14 protein-coding genes are annotated in these 15,741 nt (G+C 66.3%); 4 read left to right on the top strand and 10 right to left on the bottom strand.

Translation table 11 applies throughout. The features are described from left to right. Positions 1-53: 53 nt before the first annotated feature. Entirely contained in the window at positions 54-632 is a 579-nt protein-coding gene (locus EKM57_RS03430) for a nitroreductase (RefSeq protein WP_129791090.1), read from the bottom strand. A 393-nt stretch (positions 633-1,025) separates the two neighbouring features. Here EKM57_RS03430 and EKM57_RS03425 point away from each other — a divergent pair, with 393 nt between their 5' ends. From EKM57_RS03425 to EKM57_RS03410, 4 genes are read left to right on the top strand one after another with little or no spacing between them, the layout of a single operon-like run. Next, the gene (locus EKM57_RS03425) at positions 1,026-2,696 is read left to right on the top strand and encodes a peptide MFS transporter (RefSeq protein ID WP_243450867.1); all 1,671 of its coding nucleotides are present in this window, start codon (positions 1,026-1,028) and stop codon (positions 2,694-2,696) included. After that, positions 2,696-4,096 carry an amidohydrolase gene (locus tag EKM57_RS03420; protein ID WP_129791088.1) on the top strand — a complete coding sequence of 467 codons (1,401 nt, stop codon included), beginning with the start codon at positions 2,696-2,698 and terminating at the stop codon, positions 4,094-4,096. Before EKM57_RS03425 ends, EKM57_RS03420 begins: the two co-directional genes overlap by 1 nt. Beyond that, positions 4,093-5,472 (top strand): amidohydrolase family protein, encoded by a 1,380-nt coding sequence (locus tag EKM57_RS03415; protein ID WP_129791087.1) that lies wholly within the window; start codon positions 4,093-4,095, stop codon positions 5,470-5,472. The genes EKM57_RS03420 and EKM57_RS03415 overlap by 4 nt, the downstream gene beginning before the upstream one ends. A gap of 16 nt (positions 5,473-5,488) precedes the next feature. Further along, complete coding sequence (locus EKM57_RS03410; RefSeq protein WP_129791086.1) at positions 5,489-6,184, top strand: NnrU family protein; 696 nt, start codon at positions 5,489-5,491, stop codon at positions 6,182-6,184. Positions 6,185-6,270: 86 nt separating this feature from the next. On the opposite strand, the gene wrbA is transcribed toward EKM57_RS03410, so the two are convergent. The 9 genes from wrbA to EKM57_RS03365 all read right to left on the bottom strand — a co-directional run bounded on the left by wrbA (position 6,271) and on the right by EKM57_RS03365 (position 15,700). Continuing rightward, a complete protein-coding gene (wrbA, locus tag EKM57_RS03405) occupies positions 6,271-6,921 on the bottom strand; it encodes an NAD(P)H:quinone oxidoreductase (protein WP_129791085.1) in 651 nt (216 codons plus the stop codon). Between the two features lie 128 nt (positions 6,922-7,049). Continuing rightward, positions 7,050-8,042, bottom strand: a complete 993-nt coding sequence (locus EKM57_RS03400; RefSeq protein ID WP_129791084.1) for an NAD(P)-dependent oxidoreductase — start codon at positions 8,040-8,042, stop codon at positions 7,050-7,052. Further along, entirely contained in the window at positions 8,039-8,665 is a 627-nt protein-coding gene (locus EKM57_RS22380) for a class I SAM-dependent methyltransferase (RefSeq protein WP_243450866.1), read from the bottom strand. The genes EKM57_RS03400 and EKM57_RS22380 overlap by 4 nt, the downstream gene beginning before the upstream one ends. Positions 8,666-8,763: 98 nt before the next feature. After that, on the bottom strand, positions 8,764-10,713 hold the full coding sequence (locus EKM57_RS22375; protein ID WP_129791082.1) for an acyltransferase family protein: 1,950 nt from the start codon (positions 10,711-10,713) through the stop codon (positions 8,764-8,766). Further along, positions 10,695-11,894, bottom strand: a complete 1,200-nt coding sequence (locus tag EKM57_RS03385; RefSeq protein ID WP_129791081.1) for a glycosyltransferase family 4 protein — start codon at positions 11,892-11,894, stop codon at positions 10,695-10,697. Before EKM57_RS03385 ends, EKM57_RS22375 begins: the two co-directional genes overlap by 19 nt. After that, on the bottom strand, positions 11,891-12,646 hold the full coding sequence (locus EKM57_RS03380) for a hypothetical protein (protein WP_243450865.1): 756 nt from the start codon (positions 12,644-12,646) through the stop codon (positions 11,891-11,893). The genes EKM57_RS03385 and EKM57_RS03380 overlap by 4 nt, the downstream gene beginning before the upstream one ends. After that, positions 12,643-13,779 carry an FAD-dependent oxidoreductase gene (locus EKM57_RS03375; protein WP_129791429.1) on the bottom strand — a complete coding sequence of 379 codons (1,137 nt, stop codon included), beginning with the start codon at positions 13,777-13,779 and terminating at the stop codon, positions 12,643-12,645. The genes EKM57_RS03380 and EKM57_RS03375 overlap by 4 nt, the downstream gene beginning before the upstream one ends. Further along, a complete protein-coding gene (locus EKM57_RS03370; RefSeq protein WP_129791080.1) occupies positions 13,779-14,744 on the bottom strand; it encodes a glycosyltransferase in 966 nt (321 codons plus the stop codon). The genes EKM57_RS03375 and EKM57_RS03370 overlap by 1 nt, the downstream gene beginning before the upstream one ends. Next, a complete protein-coding gene (locus tag EKM57_RS03365; RefSeq protein WP_129791079.1) occupies positions 14,741-15,700 on the bottom strand; it encodes a glycosyltransferase family 2 protein in 960 nt (319 codons plus the stop codon). The genes EKM57_RS03370 and EKM57_RS03365 overlap by 4 nt, the downstream gene beginning before the upstream one ends. Positions 15,701-15,741: the final 41 nt, after the last annotated feature.

The following is a 15,741-nucleotide window of genomic DNA, read 5'->3' as shown; positions in this document are numbered from 1 at the left end:
TCGGCCGCCGCGCCGCGAGATGGGTAGCGCGCCCCGGGTAAGTCGGACGCGCGTCAGTGCTGCCACTCGCTCACCACCTCCTCATATTCGGGCCTCGGCCGCTCCTCGAGCGTGATTGCCGGGGTCCCGATGAAGATGAACCCGGCAATGCGCTCCGGCGGAGCGCCGAAGGCGCGCAGAACGGCGTCGGAATAAGCCGCCCAGCCGGTGACCCAGCCCGCCGCATAGCCGAAGGCATGGGCGGCAAGGATCAGGTTCATGCAGGCCGCGCCGCAGGACAGCTCCTGTTCCCACAGCGGGATTTTGGCATTGTCCTTGGGACTCGACAAAGCGACGACGAGCTCGGGCGCCTGGTGGGCGAAGCGGTCGACAGCCTCCACCTCCAGCCGGCCGGGAGTGGGCGTGCCGAGACGATAGGCATCCTGCAGCATCGCGGCAAAGGAGTCCCGACGCGACCGGGGCACGTGCACGAAACGCCACGGATGGAGCTTGCCATGATCGGGCGAGCGGATCGCGATCTCCAATATCCGGCGCAGCTCGTCGGGGCTCGGGCCGGGATCGACCAAGTCGCGCGGCCGGCCGGAGCGCCGCGTCCTGAGCAGGTCGAGCGTGGAGGATCGGTCGTTGAACATGGCGGTCCTTTTGCTGAGCGGCCCCAGGCCCGGTACCGTTCGGGCCGATGGCCGGACGAACGCTGTTTCAGGATAAACGCATCGAAGTCCAGTCGGCCCCGATGATCGAAGCCACGAAGAAGTCGGCACCTCACGATGCTCCGCCACCCGCCAAAGACGGACGGGGATCCTTCCCGGCCGAATTCGGGAAGGAATATCAGGGCCGCGATTCCATCGCCCGCCCCGGCCGCTCACAGCAAAATTCAACCCGCGATGGCTGGCCTTCGACCCCGTTTCCACCTCTCCAGCAGCCGGGATGGGCAACAATCCCGCTTCACAAGTCGAGACAGGGCGTTAGGGTACAGCGCCATTCGGAGCGCCGCGCGGCGACCAGCAGCGATCAGAGAGGTGAGCGTGAACGGCTTCAAGGACATATCCCTTTGGGCAGAGGGCGATTGGATCGCGGCGATCGCCGCGACCGTGCTCGCCATATTTCTCATCGCCGGCGCCTATCTGGTCACGCGTCCGAAGCCCGAGGTGCTGAACCACCCCAAGGGCCTCTACATCCTGTTCTTCGCCGAGATGTGGGAGCGCTTCTCCTATTACGGAATGCGCGCCCTCCTGATCTTCTACCTGACGCAGCACTGGCTGTTCGCGGACGATGCCTCGAACATCATCTACGGCGCCTATACGAGCCTGGTCTACATCACGCCGGTGCTCGGCGGCTATCTCGCCGACCGCTATCTCGGCCAGCGCAAGGCGGTTCTGTTCGGCGCGGTCCTGCTGACCTGCGGGCACTTCCTGATGGCGTTCGAAGGCACGGGCGGCCAGAATGACGCGACGATCAACGTCTTCTGGCTGGCGCTTTCCTTCATCATCGTCGGATCGGGCTTCCTCAAGGCCAACATCTCGGTGATCGTCGGACAGCTCTATCCGCGCACCGACGTGCGCCGCGACGGCGCCTACACCATCTTCTACATGGGCATTAACACCGGCGCGGCGGTGGGCACGATCCTCGCCGGCTATCTCGGCCAGACTTTGGGCTGGCAGTACGGCTTCGGCGCGGCGGGCGTCGGCATGCTGCTCGGCCTGATCGTCTTCGTCATCGGCAAGCCGCTGCTGCTCGGCCGCGGCGAGGCGCCGGACGCCGCTGCCTTGCGCCGGCCGGTGGCCGGCCTGAAGCTCGAATGGCTGCTCTACGCCATCGGCCTCGTCGCGATCGCGGTGATGTGGGTGCTCATCCAATATCAGAGCGTCGTCGGAGGACTGCTGCTCGTCATGGGCATCGCCTTGCTGGGCTATGTGCTGATGCAGGCGTTCAAGCTCGACCCGGAGGCACGCGACCGGATCTTCGCGATCATCTTCCTCATCGCCCTGCAACCGCTCTTCTGGGGCCTGTTCGAGCAGGCCGGCGGCTCGCTCAACCTCTACACCGACCGCTATGTCGACCGAGCCGGCGTCCCGGCGTCGCTGTTCCAGTCGATCAACCCGATCTACATCATCCTGCTGGCGCCGCTCTTCGCCTGGATGTGGACCGCGCTCGGCAAGCGGGGCCTGGAGCCGTCGACACCGGCCAAGTTCGGCCTAGGCCTGATCCAGCTCGGCGCGGGCTTCCTGGTGCTGGTGGCGGGCGCGATGTCGGTCGGCATGGGCAATCCCACGCCTGTGCTGTTCATCTTCCTCGTCTACCTGCTCCACACGATGGGCGAGCTGTGCCTGTCGCCGGTCGGCCTTTCGGCGATGAACCGGCTGGCGCCCCGCTACCTGGCTAGCCTGATCATGGGCGCCTGGTTCTTCGCCACCGCCGGAGGCAATTTCGTCGCCGGCATGATCGGCGCGGCGACTGGCGGCGAGCATGGCGCGATGACGCAGGAAGGGACGATGTCGGTCTATTCGACGATCGGCTGGATCGCGATCGCGATCGGGATCTTCGTCGTGCTGATCTCGCCGCTCGTGAAGCGACTGATGCATCTGTCGACGCTCCGCGACGAGGATGACCTTGCCGGCCAAAGCGAGCTTGCAGAGCCAGCCGCGCCCGGTATGCATCCGGAAACGGAAACCAAGCCGACGCCTGGGAGGGCCTGATGAAGTCACATTGGGGGATCGCGGCGGCCGCCGCCGTCGCGATGCTGGGCGGCTGCGCTGCCCAGACGGAAGGGCCGGCGACAGCGTCGTCGGAGAGGAGCTCGAACCGCTATACGCCGCCGGACGACCCCTATCCTTCCACCTATCGCGCCTATCCCGGCGTTCCGACTGCGATCACCGGCGCCACCGTCTTCGACGGCGAAGGTGGGCGGATCGACAACGGGACGGTGGTCCTGGTCGACGGACGCATCCAGGCGATCGGCGGCGCCGACACGCCGATCCCCGAGGGCGCGGTCCGGATCGACGGCACGGGACGCTGGGTCACGCCGGGCGTGATCGACGTCCATAGCCACCTGGGCGACTATCCGAGCCCGGGCGTCGAGGCGCATTCCGACGGCAACGAGGTCACCAGCCCGGTCCGCCCGGAAGTCTGGGCCGAGCACAGCGTCTGGCCGCAGGATCCCGGCTTCTCGCGCGCGCTCGTCAATGGCGGCGTGACGACGCTCCAGGTCCTGCCCGGATCGGCGAACCTTTTCGGCGGCCGAGGCGTCACCTTGCGCAACGTGCCCGCTCGTACGGTCCAGGGGATGCGCTTTCCCGGAGCGCCGCGCGGGCTCAAGATGGCCTGCGGCGAAAATCCGAAGCGCGTCTACGGGAACCGCAACCAGATGCCGGGCACGCGCATGGGCAATGTCGCCCTGATGCGCCAGACGTGGCAGCGTGCGGCGGAGTATCGCGACAAGCGCACGCGCGACCCCAGCACCGCCCGCGACCTGGCGCTCGAGACGCTGGTCGAGGTGCTCGAAGGCGACGTCCTCGTCCACAATCATTGCTACCGCGCCGACGAGATGGCGGTCATGATGGACATGGCACGCGAGTTCGGCTTCCGCATCTCCACCTTCCACCATGCGGTCGAGAGCTACAAGATCGCCGACCTGCTGCGCGAAAACGACGTCTGCTCGGCCATGTGGGCCGATTGGTGGGGCTTCAAGATGGAGGCCTATGACGCGGTCAACGAGAACATCCCGCTCGTCCACAATGCCGGCGCCTGTGCGATCGTCCATTCGGATGACCCGAACGGCATCCAGCGGCTCAATCAGGAGGCGGCCAAGGCGCTGGCCGACGGCCGCCGGATGGGGATCGACATCAGCGACGCGGTCGCCTGGCGCTGGCTGACCTTCAATCCGGCCCGCGCGCTCGGCATCGACGAGGAGACCGGCAGCCTGAGGGTCGGCAAACGCGCCGACGTCGTGCTGTGGAACGGCGATCCGTTCAGCGTCTACTCCCGCCCGCAGCAGGTCTGGATAGACGGCGCCTTGCTCTACGACATGAACGATCCACGATTGAGGCCGGTATCCGACTTCGAACTCGGCCAGCCCGGCGAGGGAGACGTGAAATGAAGGCGCTGGCGCATTTCCTGGCTGGCGTAGCCGCCCTCGCCTCCGCACCCCTCGCCGCCCAGACGGTGGCGATCACCGGCGGGCGTGTCGTCGTCGGCGACGGCTCCGAACCGATCGACGGAGGCACCGTGGTGATCCGCGACGGCCGCGTCGCCGCCGCCGGCGCCGGCGTGACCGTGCCGGCAGGAGCAACAGTGATCGACGCCACCGGCAAATGGGTGACGCCGGGCATAGTCGCCGGCTTCTCCAGGATCGGCCTTACCGAGGTCGACGCGGTGGACGCCACCAATGACATACAGGCGACCAACTCGCCGTTCAGCGCAGCGATCGACGTCGTCCCGGCGATCAACCCCCAAGCGGTTTCGATCGCGGTCAACCGCGCTGCGGGCGTAACGCGCGCGATCGTCTCCCCGGCAACGGGGCGCAGCATCTTCGCGGGTCAGGGTGCGGTGATCGACCTAGGTTCGGACATGCAGCCGATCACTCGCGCGCGCGCCTTCCAGTTCATCGAGCTGGGCGAGGAGGGAGCGCAGGATGCCGGCGGCAGCCGCGCCTCCGCCCACGTGCTTTTGCGCAACGCCTTGCGCGAGGCGCGCGACCTCAGGCTTCCGATCGGCGGCGGCGCGACGCGGGAAACGCGCGAATCCGACGCGCCGATTGAGGATATTTCGGAAAATCCCTATATCCTGCCGGACGCGCGGCGGCCCGAGGACGTGCTGCTGACCCGGTTCGACGCAGCCGCTTTGGTGCCCGTCCTGCAGGGACGGCAGCTGCTGCTCGTGCACGTCGAGCGGGCGAGCGACATCCTGCAGACTTTGGCGCTCAAGCAGGAATTCCCGCGGCTGCGCCTGGTCCTCGTCGGAGTCGCCGAAGGCTGGCGCGTGGCCGAGCAGATCGCCGCCGCGCAAGTGCCGGTGATCGCCAATGCCCTGCAGGACTTGCCGTCGAGCTTCGAGCAGCTCGCTGCCACCCAGTCCAATATCGGCCGGATGCTCGCCGCCGGAGTCCCGGTCGCGATCGGCATGAACAATGAGGACGAATCGCGGCAGGTCCGCGTCTCGACCCAATTTGCCGGCAATCTCGTCGGAATCGGTCGCGTCCCGGGCCATAGCGGCCTCAGCTGGAACGAGGCGTTCGCGGCGATCAGTTCGCGGCCGGCCGAGGCGATCGGCCTGGGCGGCGAGATCGGATCGCTGCGGCCGGGGCGACGCGGCGACGTGGTGATCTGGGACGGCGACCCGCTCGAGCTCGCCACCGGCGTCGAGGCGGTGTGGATCGACGGCGTCCAGCAGAATCTGGAGAACCGGCAGACCCGGCTCCGCGACCGCTACCGCCAGCCGCAGGAAGGCGCGCTTCCGAACGCCTACGACAGGTGACCGAGGGCAGCCGGCGATGAACCCGGCCCTCAGCCTCGCTGGGGCGACGGCCGCCTTCGTCGGCACCCATCTTCTGATGTCGCATCCGCTTCGGAGGTCCCTGGTCGCACGGCTCGGCGAGCGCGGCTTTCTCGGGGCTTATTCGCTGGTCGCATTTGCCACCCTCGCCTGGATGATCCTGGCTTGGCGCGCCGCCGCCGACCCGAGCCCAGCCTGGGTGGCGCCCTTGTGGTGGTGGCCGATCGCATCGGCGATCATGCTCGCGGCGAGCCTCCTCCTCGCGGGGTCGCTGGTCCGCAATCCGGCCTTTCCCCATCCCGGCGCGCGGCCCGAGGAAATCCCGCCGCCGTGCGGCGTGTTCGCGATCACCCGCCATCCGATGAACTGGAGCTTCATCCTGTGGGCGCTGGTCCACATCTCCCTCTCGGGAAGCGCCCGCAACCTGATCGTCGCGGTCGGCATTCTCGTCCTGGCGGTGGCCGGATCGATCGGCCAGGATCGCAAGAAGGGCCGCTTGCTCGGGCCGGCCTGGAAAGCCTGGCAGGCGAAGACTTCTTTCCTGCCCTTCGCGGCTTTGCTTTCGGGGCGGGTGCCGTGGCGCGCCGCGACGCCGAACTGGACCACACTGGTCCTCGGCCTGGCATTCTGGGCGGTAGTCACGTCGCTCCATGCACCCCTGGTCTCGCCGCTGGGGGACTGGCTCAGGCGTTAGCCGATCGCGGCCCCCCGCTTGCGGCCAAGCCGGAGCCGAGGCCCGAGTCAGCCCCAGGTGCCGGCCGTCGCCGCGACGCGCACGGATCAGCTGCCGAAGGTGACCTCCTCGACCTTCTCCCCTTCCCTCCCGACGCCGTTCGGGAACAGGCGGTTGGCGATCTCCGCCACGTGCCGGCCCTGGAAGCGGGCGCCGGCCAGCTCATTCTCGCTCGGCTGGCGCGACCCGTCGCTGGCGGCGATGGTGGTCGCCCCATAAGGGCTGCCGCCGGTAATCTCGTCGAGCGTCATCTGCCCGGCGAAGGCGTAAGGCAGACCGACCGCGACCAGCCCCAGATGGAAAAGGTTCGTGTGGATCGCCATCAGCGTCGTCTCCTGTCCGCCATGCTGGGTTGCGGTGGAGGTGAAGGCCGACCCGACCTTTCCATTGAGCGAGCCCTTCGCCCAGAGCGAGCCGGTCTGATCGAGGAAGTTCGCCATCTGCGACGCCATGCGGCCGTAGCGCGTGCCCACGCCAATGATGATCGCATCATAGTCGACAAGCTCGTCCACGGTGGCAATGGGGGCTTGCTGGTCGAGCTTGTAGCCGGACTTGCGGGCGAGCTCTTCGGGGACCAGCTCCGGCACCCGCTTGACCACGACTTCGGCGCCCGCCTCGCGCGCGCCCTCGGCCACGGCATAGGCCATCGTCTCGATATGGCCATAGGTGGAATGATAGAGGACCAGGACCCGGCTCATGGCGCGTCTCCGCATTTTTTGGATTCGGCCGGTGAACGCGCGGGAAGGCGGCTGGTGCCGAGCGGGCGCGGGGCATCGAGCATCGTCGCGCCGCGCGCTGTCGATCCCGAAGCCGATCGGCCGCGCCCTCACCGCGGAGGCAAGAGGCCGGTCTGCCGATACCAGGAGACCGTGCGCCGAAATCCCTCGTCCAGGTCGACCTTGGGACGGTAGCCAAGCTTCATCCGGGCCTTCTCGCTCGTAAAGGCACGATTGTGCTTGAAGAACGTCAGCCGCCGCCTGTGCAGCGGGGGCTGGAGCCCGAGCGGAGCGCACACCGCCTCGACGGTCCGGGCCAACAGATTCATGGGCCTGTAGGGTAGATGCAGCCTCGGGGGCTTGCGGCCCAGCGCTCGTGCGGCGGCGGCGACATAGTCCCGCAACGGCAGATAGCGGGGCCCTCCGATGATGAACACCTCACCGGCGGCGTCCGGCGTTTCCATGCTCGACACGAAAGCGTCGACGAGGTCGTCGATATAGACCGGATGGAAGTTGGCCGCTCCATCGCCGACGAAGAAGAAGAGGCCGCGCCGTATCATCCGAAACATCTTCAGCATGCGCGTATCGCCCGGGCCGTAGATGGCGCAGGGGCGTATGATCACGATCTCCAGACCTCCGCGGCCCATCTCCTCGAAACAATATCGTTCCGCGAGCGCCTTTGTCTCCTGATAGGGGTCGCGCGGGCTGATGGCGGCGGTTTCGTCGGCCGGGCTGCGCTCGACGCTGCCGTGGACGCCGATCGTCGAGCAATGGACGAAGCGTCGCACCTTGGCCCGGCGGCTGGCCTCGACGAGCGCGCGCGTCGCCTCATAATTGACCGCGAGGAACTCGTCGTAGCTGCCTTCCGACCGATACATGGCCGCGATGTGAAACACCGTGTCGGCGCCCTCCACCAGTCGGGCGAGCGCTTCGGGGTCCTGAAGGTCCCCGTCGATCCTCTTGATGCCCGCCTCCGGCGGAAGCACCGATCCGGCGCGCGCCAAGGCGCGCACCTGGTGCCCGTCGGCCGCCAGTCTTTTCGCGAGCGCCTGGCCCGTAAACCCGGTGGCGCCCGTCACCGCAACGGTTCGCGCGATGCTCATCGTGCCACTCGGTCGAATCGGGCGAGAACGGGATTGCCGACCAGCCGGGTCACGCCGGCGGAGCGGAACATCTTCTCCATCCTCTGCGCGAGCTGAGGCTGCGGCAGGGCTCTGTGCAAAGCCATCGGAAGCACAAACTGCCGCCAGTCGCGCCTTTGCCGAAATCCGTGCGCGGCAAAGGCGGATCGAAGTTCGCGCGCAAAGAATGTCCTGTAGGTGCGCGTGTTCTTCTCGATCAGGCGTTTGATCGGAAATGCGAGCAGCGACAGCGCGTTGACGCTGGAATAGACCGGATAATCGATGATCACCGCCTTGTCGGCGACGCGGCAGAGCTCGCTCACCAGCCGCCGCCAATCCTCGACATGCGACATGAGGCGCACGCTCGTCACCACATCGAATTGCCGTTCGTCGAACGGCATGGACAGGAGGTCGCAGGCGACGAAATCCACGGCGTCCGCACGCGCGTCGGCCCGCAGCCTCCTCGCACAGCTCGAATCGCTGCCGGCGACGGTGACCGAATAGCCGGCGGCCGCAAGGGGGGGCGCCAGCTGGGCATGCCCGCCCCCCACGTCGAGAAGCGTCGATCCGGAATCCGGCGGATCGGTCGCGAGCAGTGCGAGCACTCCGTGCTCCTGCACATCGAGAAGGTATTTTCCGGCAGCGCCTTCAAAGCGGGAGGCATAACCGTCGGAAGACGTCGCGATGTCAGGAGGTGGGCGGTTCAACTCAGCAATCCTTCGTCGACCAGGAGGCGCGCGACAAGGATTGATCCTTGCGCCGTCAGGTGACCATCGTCGAATTGCAGCGGCTTGCCGGCACGATCGTAAGCCAGGCAGCCGGGATGTCGGCACATCATCGACCAGAGCGATACGTAGCGCACACCCTTGGCCCCGGCGATCCGTGCCAGGCGGCGATCGAGCGCGGCCAGGTGCGACAGGCGCTGTCGACCGAGCAGGTCGGACGGGCCGTGCCACCTCTGCTGCGCGAGGATCCGGGGCACGGCGCTCCGATACTGGACGATCGGCCCGAACAGCACGACCTCGACGCCCTGCTCGCGCGCCCAGTCGAGGGTTCGAGCCAGGTTCGCTACATCGTCTTTTCCCCATTGCGCGGCGATGAGGAGCTTGTCGACGCCGACAAGGGTCCGGCGGTCCCCGAAGACCCGGTCCATCACCTGCCGGCACCGCGGAAACGCGTCAGGCTCCTCGGCAAAGGGCCGGCAGCCGGATGATGTCGCCTGCATGACGTTGACGCCCGAGAGCACGGCATCCAACCCGTACCACAGATGGGCCGCATGGCTGTCCCCGACGAGCAGATAATTGCGCTCGGTGCTCGATTTCGCCAGGCAGTCCTCCGCGAAATCGCCGATGTCGAAGCCCGACGAGATCATGCATCGACCGGTCCGATACTGGTCTTCGGGATCATAAGCGAGAACGCTCGCAACCGCCTGCGCCTGGGAGGGCAGGCGCTGCGGTAGGCCGCCAGTGCCCACGGCGACGAATGCGGTCGCGGCGGCAACGGCCCCTGCCCCGGCCGCCACCCGATAGATTTTCGGGGCGCGGAAGTTCGCCCTGGAACGGAATGGCCGCTCGACGAAGCGCCAGGAAAGGGTGGCGACGACGAAAGACAGCGCGATCGCGACGCCCGTACCGACTTCGGGCCTGGCGCTCTCGACGAGGAAGGAGTCGCTGCGCTGGAACACCAGGATCGGCCAGTGCCAGAGATAGAGCGAGTAGGAAATGAGGCCGACGAAGACGACGGGCCTCAGCGAAAGCAGGCGTCCGACGAGAGTAGGCCCCGACCGGCCGGCCCCGATGACCAGAAACGTGCCGATGGTCGGCAACAGGGCGCTGGCCCCGGGAAAGGTCGTCTCGCTCGTGAACAGGAAAACGGCAGCGCCCACCATCGCCAGCCCGGCCGCCGCCGCGAAGTTGCGGATCAGAGTGCTGTCCATTCGGGGAAAGAGCCCCAGCGCGACGAGGATGCCGAGGAAGAGCTCCCAGGCGCGTGTCGGCAGCAGATAGAAGCTTGCCGTCTGAAAGTGTCGTGTCGCCCAGATGCAGAGCAGGAGTGAGATAAGCGTTCCGGCAAGGGTCAGGGCGTTGAGCTGCCGCGGTGCGTGGCGGACGAGCAGGACGAGCGCGATGGGAATGAAGAGATAGAATTGCTCTTCTATGGCGAGCGACCAGGTATGGAGCAGCGGCTGCGTCTCGGCAGGAGCGTCGAAATAGTCGGAATGCCGCCAGAAAAAGATGTTCGATACGAAGAAGAGCGTGGCCAGCATGCTGCGGCCCAGTTGCGCCAGCTCCGTCGGCAAGGCGTGTGCGGTGGCGACCGCGAATGTCGCGAACAGCACGACCACGAGCGCCGGGAACAGCCTTCGGATGCGGCGTTCGTAGAATCGCGAAAGGGAGAAGCGGCCCTCGCGCGCCTCGTCGAGTATGATCGAGCCTATGAGGAAACCCGAGATGACGAAGAAGACGTCGACTCCGACGAAGCCCCCGCTCACTGTTTCGATGCCCGCATGGTAGGCGACGACCGCCAGAACGGCGACGGCACGCAATCCATCGATGTCGGGCCGATACTTCAGTCCAGGCTGTATGTCGGGGTGAGCCTTCTCTGCAGACTGGCCCTCGGCCCGATGGTGCGATGCTATCCGGTCGGCGGACATGGGCACATCTCGTCCTGCACAGCTTCCGGGCCAGCGATCGTTGCATATGCGCGCGTCAACCGGTCGGCGAAGGCCGAAGCGCTATAGAGCCGGGCCGCCTTTCCCGCCGCGCTCCTCCCCAACGTCTCGCGCAACTCGGGATCGTCGAGCAACCGGGCCAGGCCCGTCGCGAATGCCGATGGCGTGGCCGGCGCCAGAAGCGCGCAGCCGGGATCGAGGACCTGGCTATGACTCGGGATGTCCGTGGCCAGGACCGCCCGGCCGGAGGCCATGTAGGAATAGATCTTCATCGGCGTGTTGACGCCGCGCAGACGCGGCGAGCACAGGATGTCGGCCTGCTCGAGATAATGGCCGAGCATGCTCAGGGGGCGATGTCCGAGGAAGCGGACCCGCTCGCCGATCCGCATCTCCGAAGCCTTTTCGGAATAATGCCGGGTAGCGCCCTCGCCTCCGCCGATGACGACCAGATTGCACGGCTTTTCGGGCGGAAGCTGCGCAACGGCCTCGAGCATCAGGTCGATGCCCTGATAATGCTCGAGATTGCCCACGTAGAGCGCCAGCGGCGCCTCGGCCCGAAACAGGCCGCGAAGCGCCTCGATCTCGCCCGTCTCCGTCCCTTCGCCATCGAACGCCATGTCCGGCAGGAGGTGGACGCGGGAGGGGGCAGTCGTTGAGGCCGCCCGGTCGGCGACCGCCTGGCAGACGGCAAGGACGAGATCCGATCGCCGGATCGCCTGGCCTTCGAACCAACGCAGGGGCGGCAGCAAGCTTCTCGCCCAAGGCCATTTCTCGGCGATCTGGTCGGGCATCAGCGAGTCCATGTCGTAGACGAGCTTGAACCGGCGCAAGGTGCGGCACATCAAGCCGATGAAGACGGCCTCTTCCACCGCATGGACAACGTCGTAATCGTGACGGCGCACGAGCCGGAATGCGGCCAATGCCATCCAGGCGTCGCAAACCAGCTTCCTCAGGGAGAAGCCGATCGGCACGTTCCTGATGCCCGGTCCCGGCCTGATGCGAATGAGGCGGGCGCCCGGAATTTCGATATCCTCGCCTTCGTGATACGTGAGCAGATCGATCTCGTGACCGTGCTTGCAAAGAACGGTCACCGCCTGCCGCACCGCGATCGGCGTTCCGCGTTCCGCGAAGAAGGGGTGAGGCGCCAGGAACAGGATCCTCATCCCGGGCTCCCGCGGCCGCCGCTTCGAAGCCGCGCCTGATCGAAGGCGAAGCGAAGCGGAGTCGCCAGCCTGCCATAACGCACCAGCCTGATTTCCGGATCGCGCAGGCAGCGGCGCAGTGCGGCGGCCGGAGTGTCTATGGGAAGCGCCCCGTGCAAAAGGCTCCCGAAGCTGCCGATGGCCGTCCATGCTCCGGCGACCGGCAGCGGATCGGAGCCGGCAACCACGCGAACGCCGCGTGCGAAGCGGCGAACGGGCCAGAAGATCGGCCGGCCGCCATTGTCTCCGAGGAAGATTCCCGTCGTCTCGCCGATCAACCGATCGACGAGCCGGCCGCGCCGGCCGATCCATTTTCCCGCGCCCCAGGGAAGCACGGGCAACGCGCCGATCTCCAGGAGATCGGCAATGATCTCGCGCGCCGGCCTGCCCTCGAGCCGGTCCGGGACAAGCGCGGCGAGGCCCAGTATCTCCAGCCCCTCCGCGCTCACGATCTGACGCCCCGCCAGCACGAGCAGCCGCCGGCTTCCATCGAGCCAGATCGACTCTGCTTCGGCCGTTCCCACAAGCTTCGTGCGAAGCGATTCGAACACGTTGAAGCCCGTGCGTTCGGCGAGCATGCAGACCGCCACATCCACGCGGCCGGCAGCGCGCCGGAAGGTCTCCAATGCAAGTTCAAGCGTCCGCTGCGCATCCGCTTCGTCGTGAAGATGGACGTGCGCGTCGATCGCGATGACGTCGGCGGATCCGGTCATGCGGTTCCTTGGGCCCGGCTTGGCCAGAGCTTCGCCGCCGTCTCGAAGCTCAGCAGGGGTGCCGTCGTCAGCTTGGTTCCCAGCATTCTGCAAAAGCCTGCCGGACCGCTGGTCGACACGACATCCTCGGTCGACAAGCTTCGACCCGTGCCGTCGCGGTCGGGCAACAGCCCGGCCATGACGCGCCGAACAGGCGCGGAAGCGAGGGCGGAGCCCGGCAGGGCTCGTTCGATCGACTTCCGAAAGGCGGCGACGTCGCTGGGTTCCACTTCCGGATGGCTTGCTCCAGGAGCGGCCCGATAGAAGGTCCCGACCAACGTCCCGCCTTCATAGGGCCTAAGGAAATAGCTGCGCCCGCGACCGGGTATTTCGGAGACGGCGAGCGCCGCATCCAGCGGAAACGGGGCGTCGAGAAGCAGATTGAACGCCAAGACGGCCGTGCTGGCGGGCTCTCCACCAGCCAGATTCGGCAAAGTCCAGGACCCGGTGCAGACGATGACTTGCGAGGTCGCTATCTCCTCGAACGAGCGATCGGGCCGGACAATGCGCACGCCCCGGACACGGTCATTCACGACCATGACGTCCCGGACTTCCGCCTCCTCGATCAGCGCCGAGCCGGTTACCTCCGCGTCCGACAGGATGGCGAGAAGAAGCGCCTTCATGTCGGGAACCACGAGATCGTGCCAAACAGCCGCGCCGGCCAGATCCTGTCTGGGGATCGGATATTCACTCGGCACATCGTCCGCCGAGAGCAGAACGGGCGGCGACAGCCGGGGGGCATCGCCGGCGGCGCCGGACAGCAAGGATTCCGCGGCAGCGAGTATGCGAAAGGCGTTCGGCGAGCGTATGCGGCCCCGGTAGAGCGGCATGATGCAGCGCAGCGGCCGCACGAGGTCGGGATAGCTCTTCAAGAACCAGGCCTGGGCTCGGCGCGAACGCCGCCAGCGCCCAAGATGCATGGTCTGGAGGTAGCGAAGTCCGCCGTGGATGAACCCGTAGCTATTGCCGGTGGCGCCGCTCGCGATCCTGTCCCGCTCGACGAGGACCGGCTTCAGCCCGCTGCGTGCCGCCGCCAGGGCCATCGTCGCTCCCTGCATTCCGCATCCGATGATCACGACATCGGCCCGAACCATCATTCCTCGTCCGGCTGCGCGATGATCTTGTCGATTCGATAGACCGTCTGGCTGCGATTGCGCGTGAAGATGATGATCTCGGCGATCAATCCTACCGCGGCGATCTGGATGCCGAGCACGATGAGCAGCACGGTCAATACAAGGATTGGCCGGTCTGCCATTTCCTGCCCCATCTGGCGCTGGACCATCATGAAGATTCCGGTCGCGACACCGAGGGCGATAAAGATCGCGCCCAGCGATCCGAAGAAGCGGAACGGCTTCTGCATGAACCTCGTCAGGAAGCTGAGCGCCACGAGATCGAGAATGATGCTGAGATAGGTGAGCGGACGATGCCTCCGAAGGCGTCGATCCGTCTGCGCCTGGGGCAGGGAAACTTGGGCGACCTTGAACCCGAGTTGCTCCGCCAGCATCGGCAGAAATGGATGTTGCTCGTGATGCAGCTGCAACTCATCGAAGACGTGCCGCTTGACCGCACGCACAGCGCAGCCGGGATCTCTGAAACGAGAGCCAGCCATGCGTGCGAACATCTCGAACCACCAGCCGCGCAGGCGACCGAGCGAATTGTCACGGCTGCGGTCCCGGTAGGCGGCCGCCACGTCCACCGAGCCCATTCGATCGAGAAGTGTCGGAATCGCCTCGGGCGCAACCTGGAAATAGGCCGGGAGAATGAGCAGCGTGTTCCCCCGGGCACGCCTGACGCCTTCCAGCAGACAGGCCACCTGGCCGAAAGGCCGGTTGAACTGCACGACGTGGAGCGGAAACTCCTGCTCGCTGATGCGGGCAAGAGCCTCGGCATATTCGGGGTGCGGGCCGTCCAGAACATAGATGAACTCGAACGACCGCTCGGTGCTCATCAGCACTGTGCGATAAGCCCGCCAGACTGCCTCAGCCGGATCCGTCCGATCGACCACCGGGACGATCACGGAGACCTCGACGTTCTCGAGCGAGGGACATGGCGCATTCATGACGCGTGCGGACGCGCCGGCTTGTGCTGCGGAAGACGGGCCGACAGGCTCGCCGCAATCTGGGCGTAGGTTCTTACGTTGGGCTCGATCGCCGCGAAGAGACCGCCGGCCAGTCCCCACACCATCAGAAAGAGCGTCAGCGACGCCAATAACATCGCGACCCCTCCAATAACGACATAGCTGTCGTGCTGGCCCATGAAGACGTACCCGACCACGACGACGGTCAGCAAAGACGAAAGAGCGACCGCCTTGAGATGCCAGGTCAGCGGCGCGCGTGCGTAACTCAGCAGCGCCCGAATGGAGATCATGTCGAGCATGACCTTCTGGATTCGCGAAAATCCATACTTGGAGATCCCGAACCGGCGGGGGCGATGGTTCACTTCGAGCTCGATCAGCCGCGCACCAGCAAGTTGCGACAAGGCAGGAAGGAATCGATGCATCTCGCCATACATCGGAATTCCCTTGATCAGCTGCGCACGATAGGCCTTCAAGGAGCAGCCGCTGTCCCTGACCGCTATGCCCATGATGCGTGTCATGATCCGGTTGGCGATTTTCGAGACGAGCACGCGGGCGCTGCCGTCCCGCCGCCGGCGACGCCACCCGATCGCGATGTCATAGCCATTGTCGATGCACTCGAGCAGGCGGGGAATATCGGCGGGGTCGTTCTGGAGGTCGCCGTCCATCGTCACCAGGACGTCTCCGCGCGCCACCTCAACCCCAGCGGCCATGGCCGCCGTCTGGCCGTAGTTCCTGCGAAACTTGACGACCCGGACGCGCCGATCCCGTCGCACGAGCGCAACGGCTCGCTCGCAGGTTCGGTCCTTGCTTCCGTCGTCGACGAGCACCAGCTCGTAATCGAGGTCGCAGACAGCCAGAGCCTGGGTCACCGCCGAATGAAGCGGGTCCACATTCTCTTCTTCATCGTACATCGGCACGATGATGGACACCGCAACCATGTATCGAACTCCACCAAGGCTGAGCCCCCCCACGAGCGGCG

This window comes from Sphingosinicella sp. CPCC 101087, assembly GCF_004151485.1.
Lineage (GTDB): Bacteria > Pseudomonadota > Alphaproteobacteria > Sphingomonadales > Sphingomonadaceae > Allosphingosinicella.
Note: the sequence above shows the minus strand (reverse complement) of the source record. Positions and strands in the feature narration are given on the sequence as shown.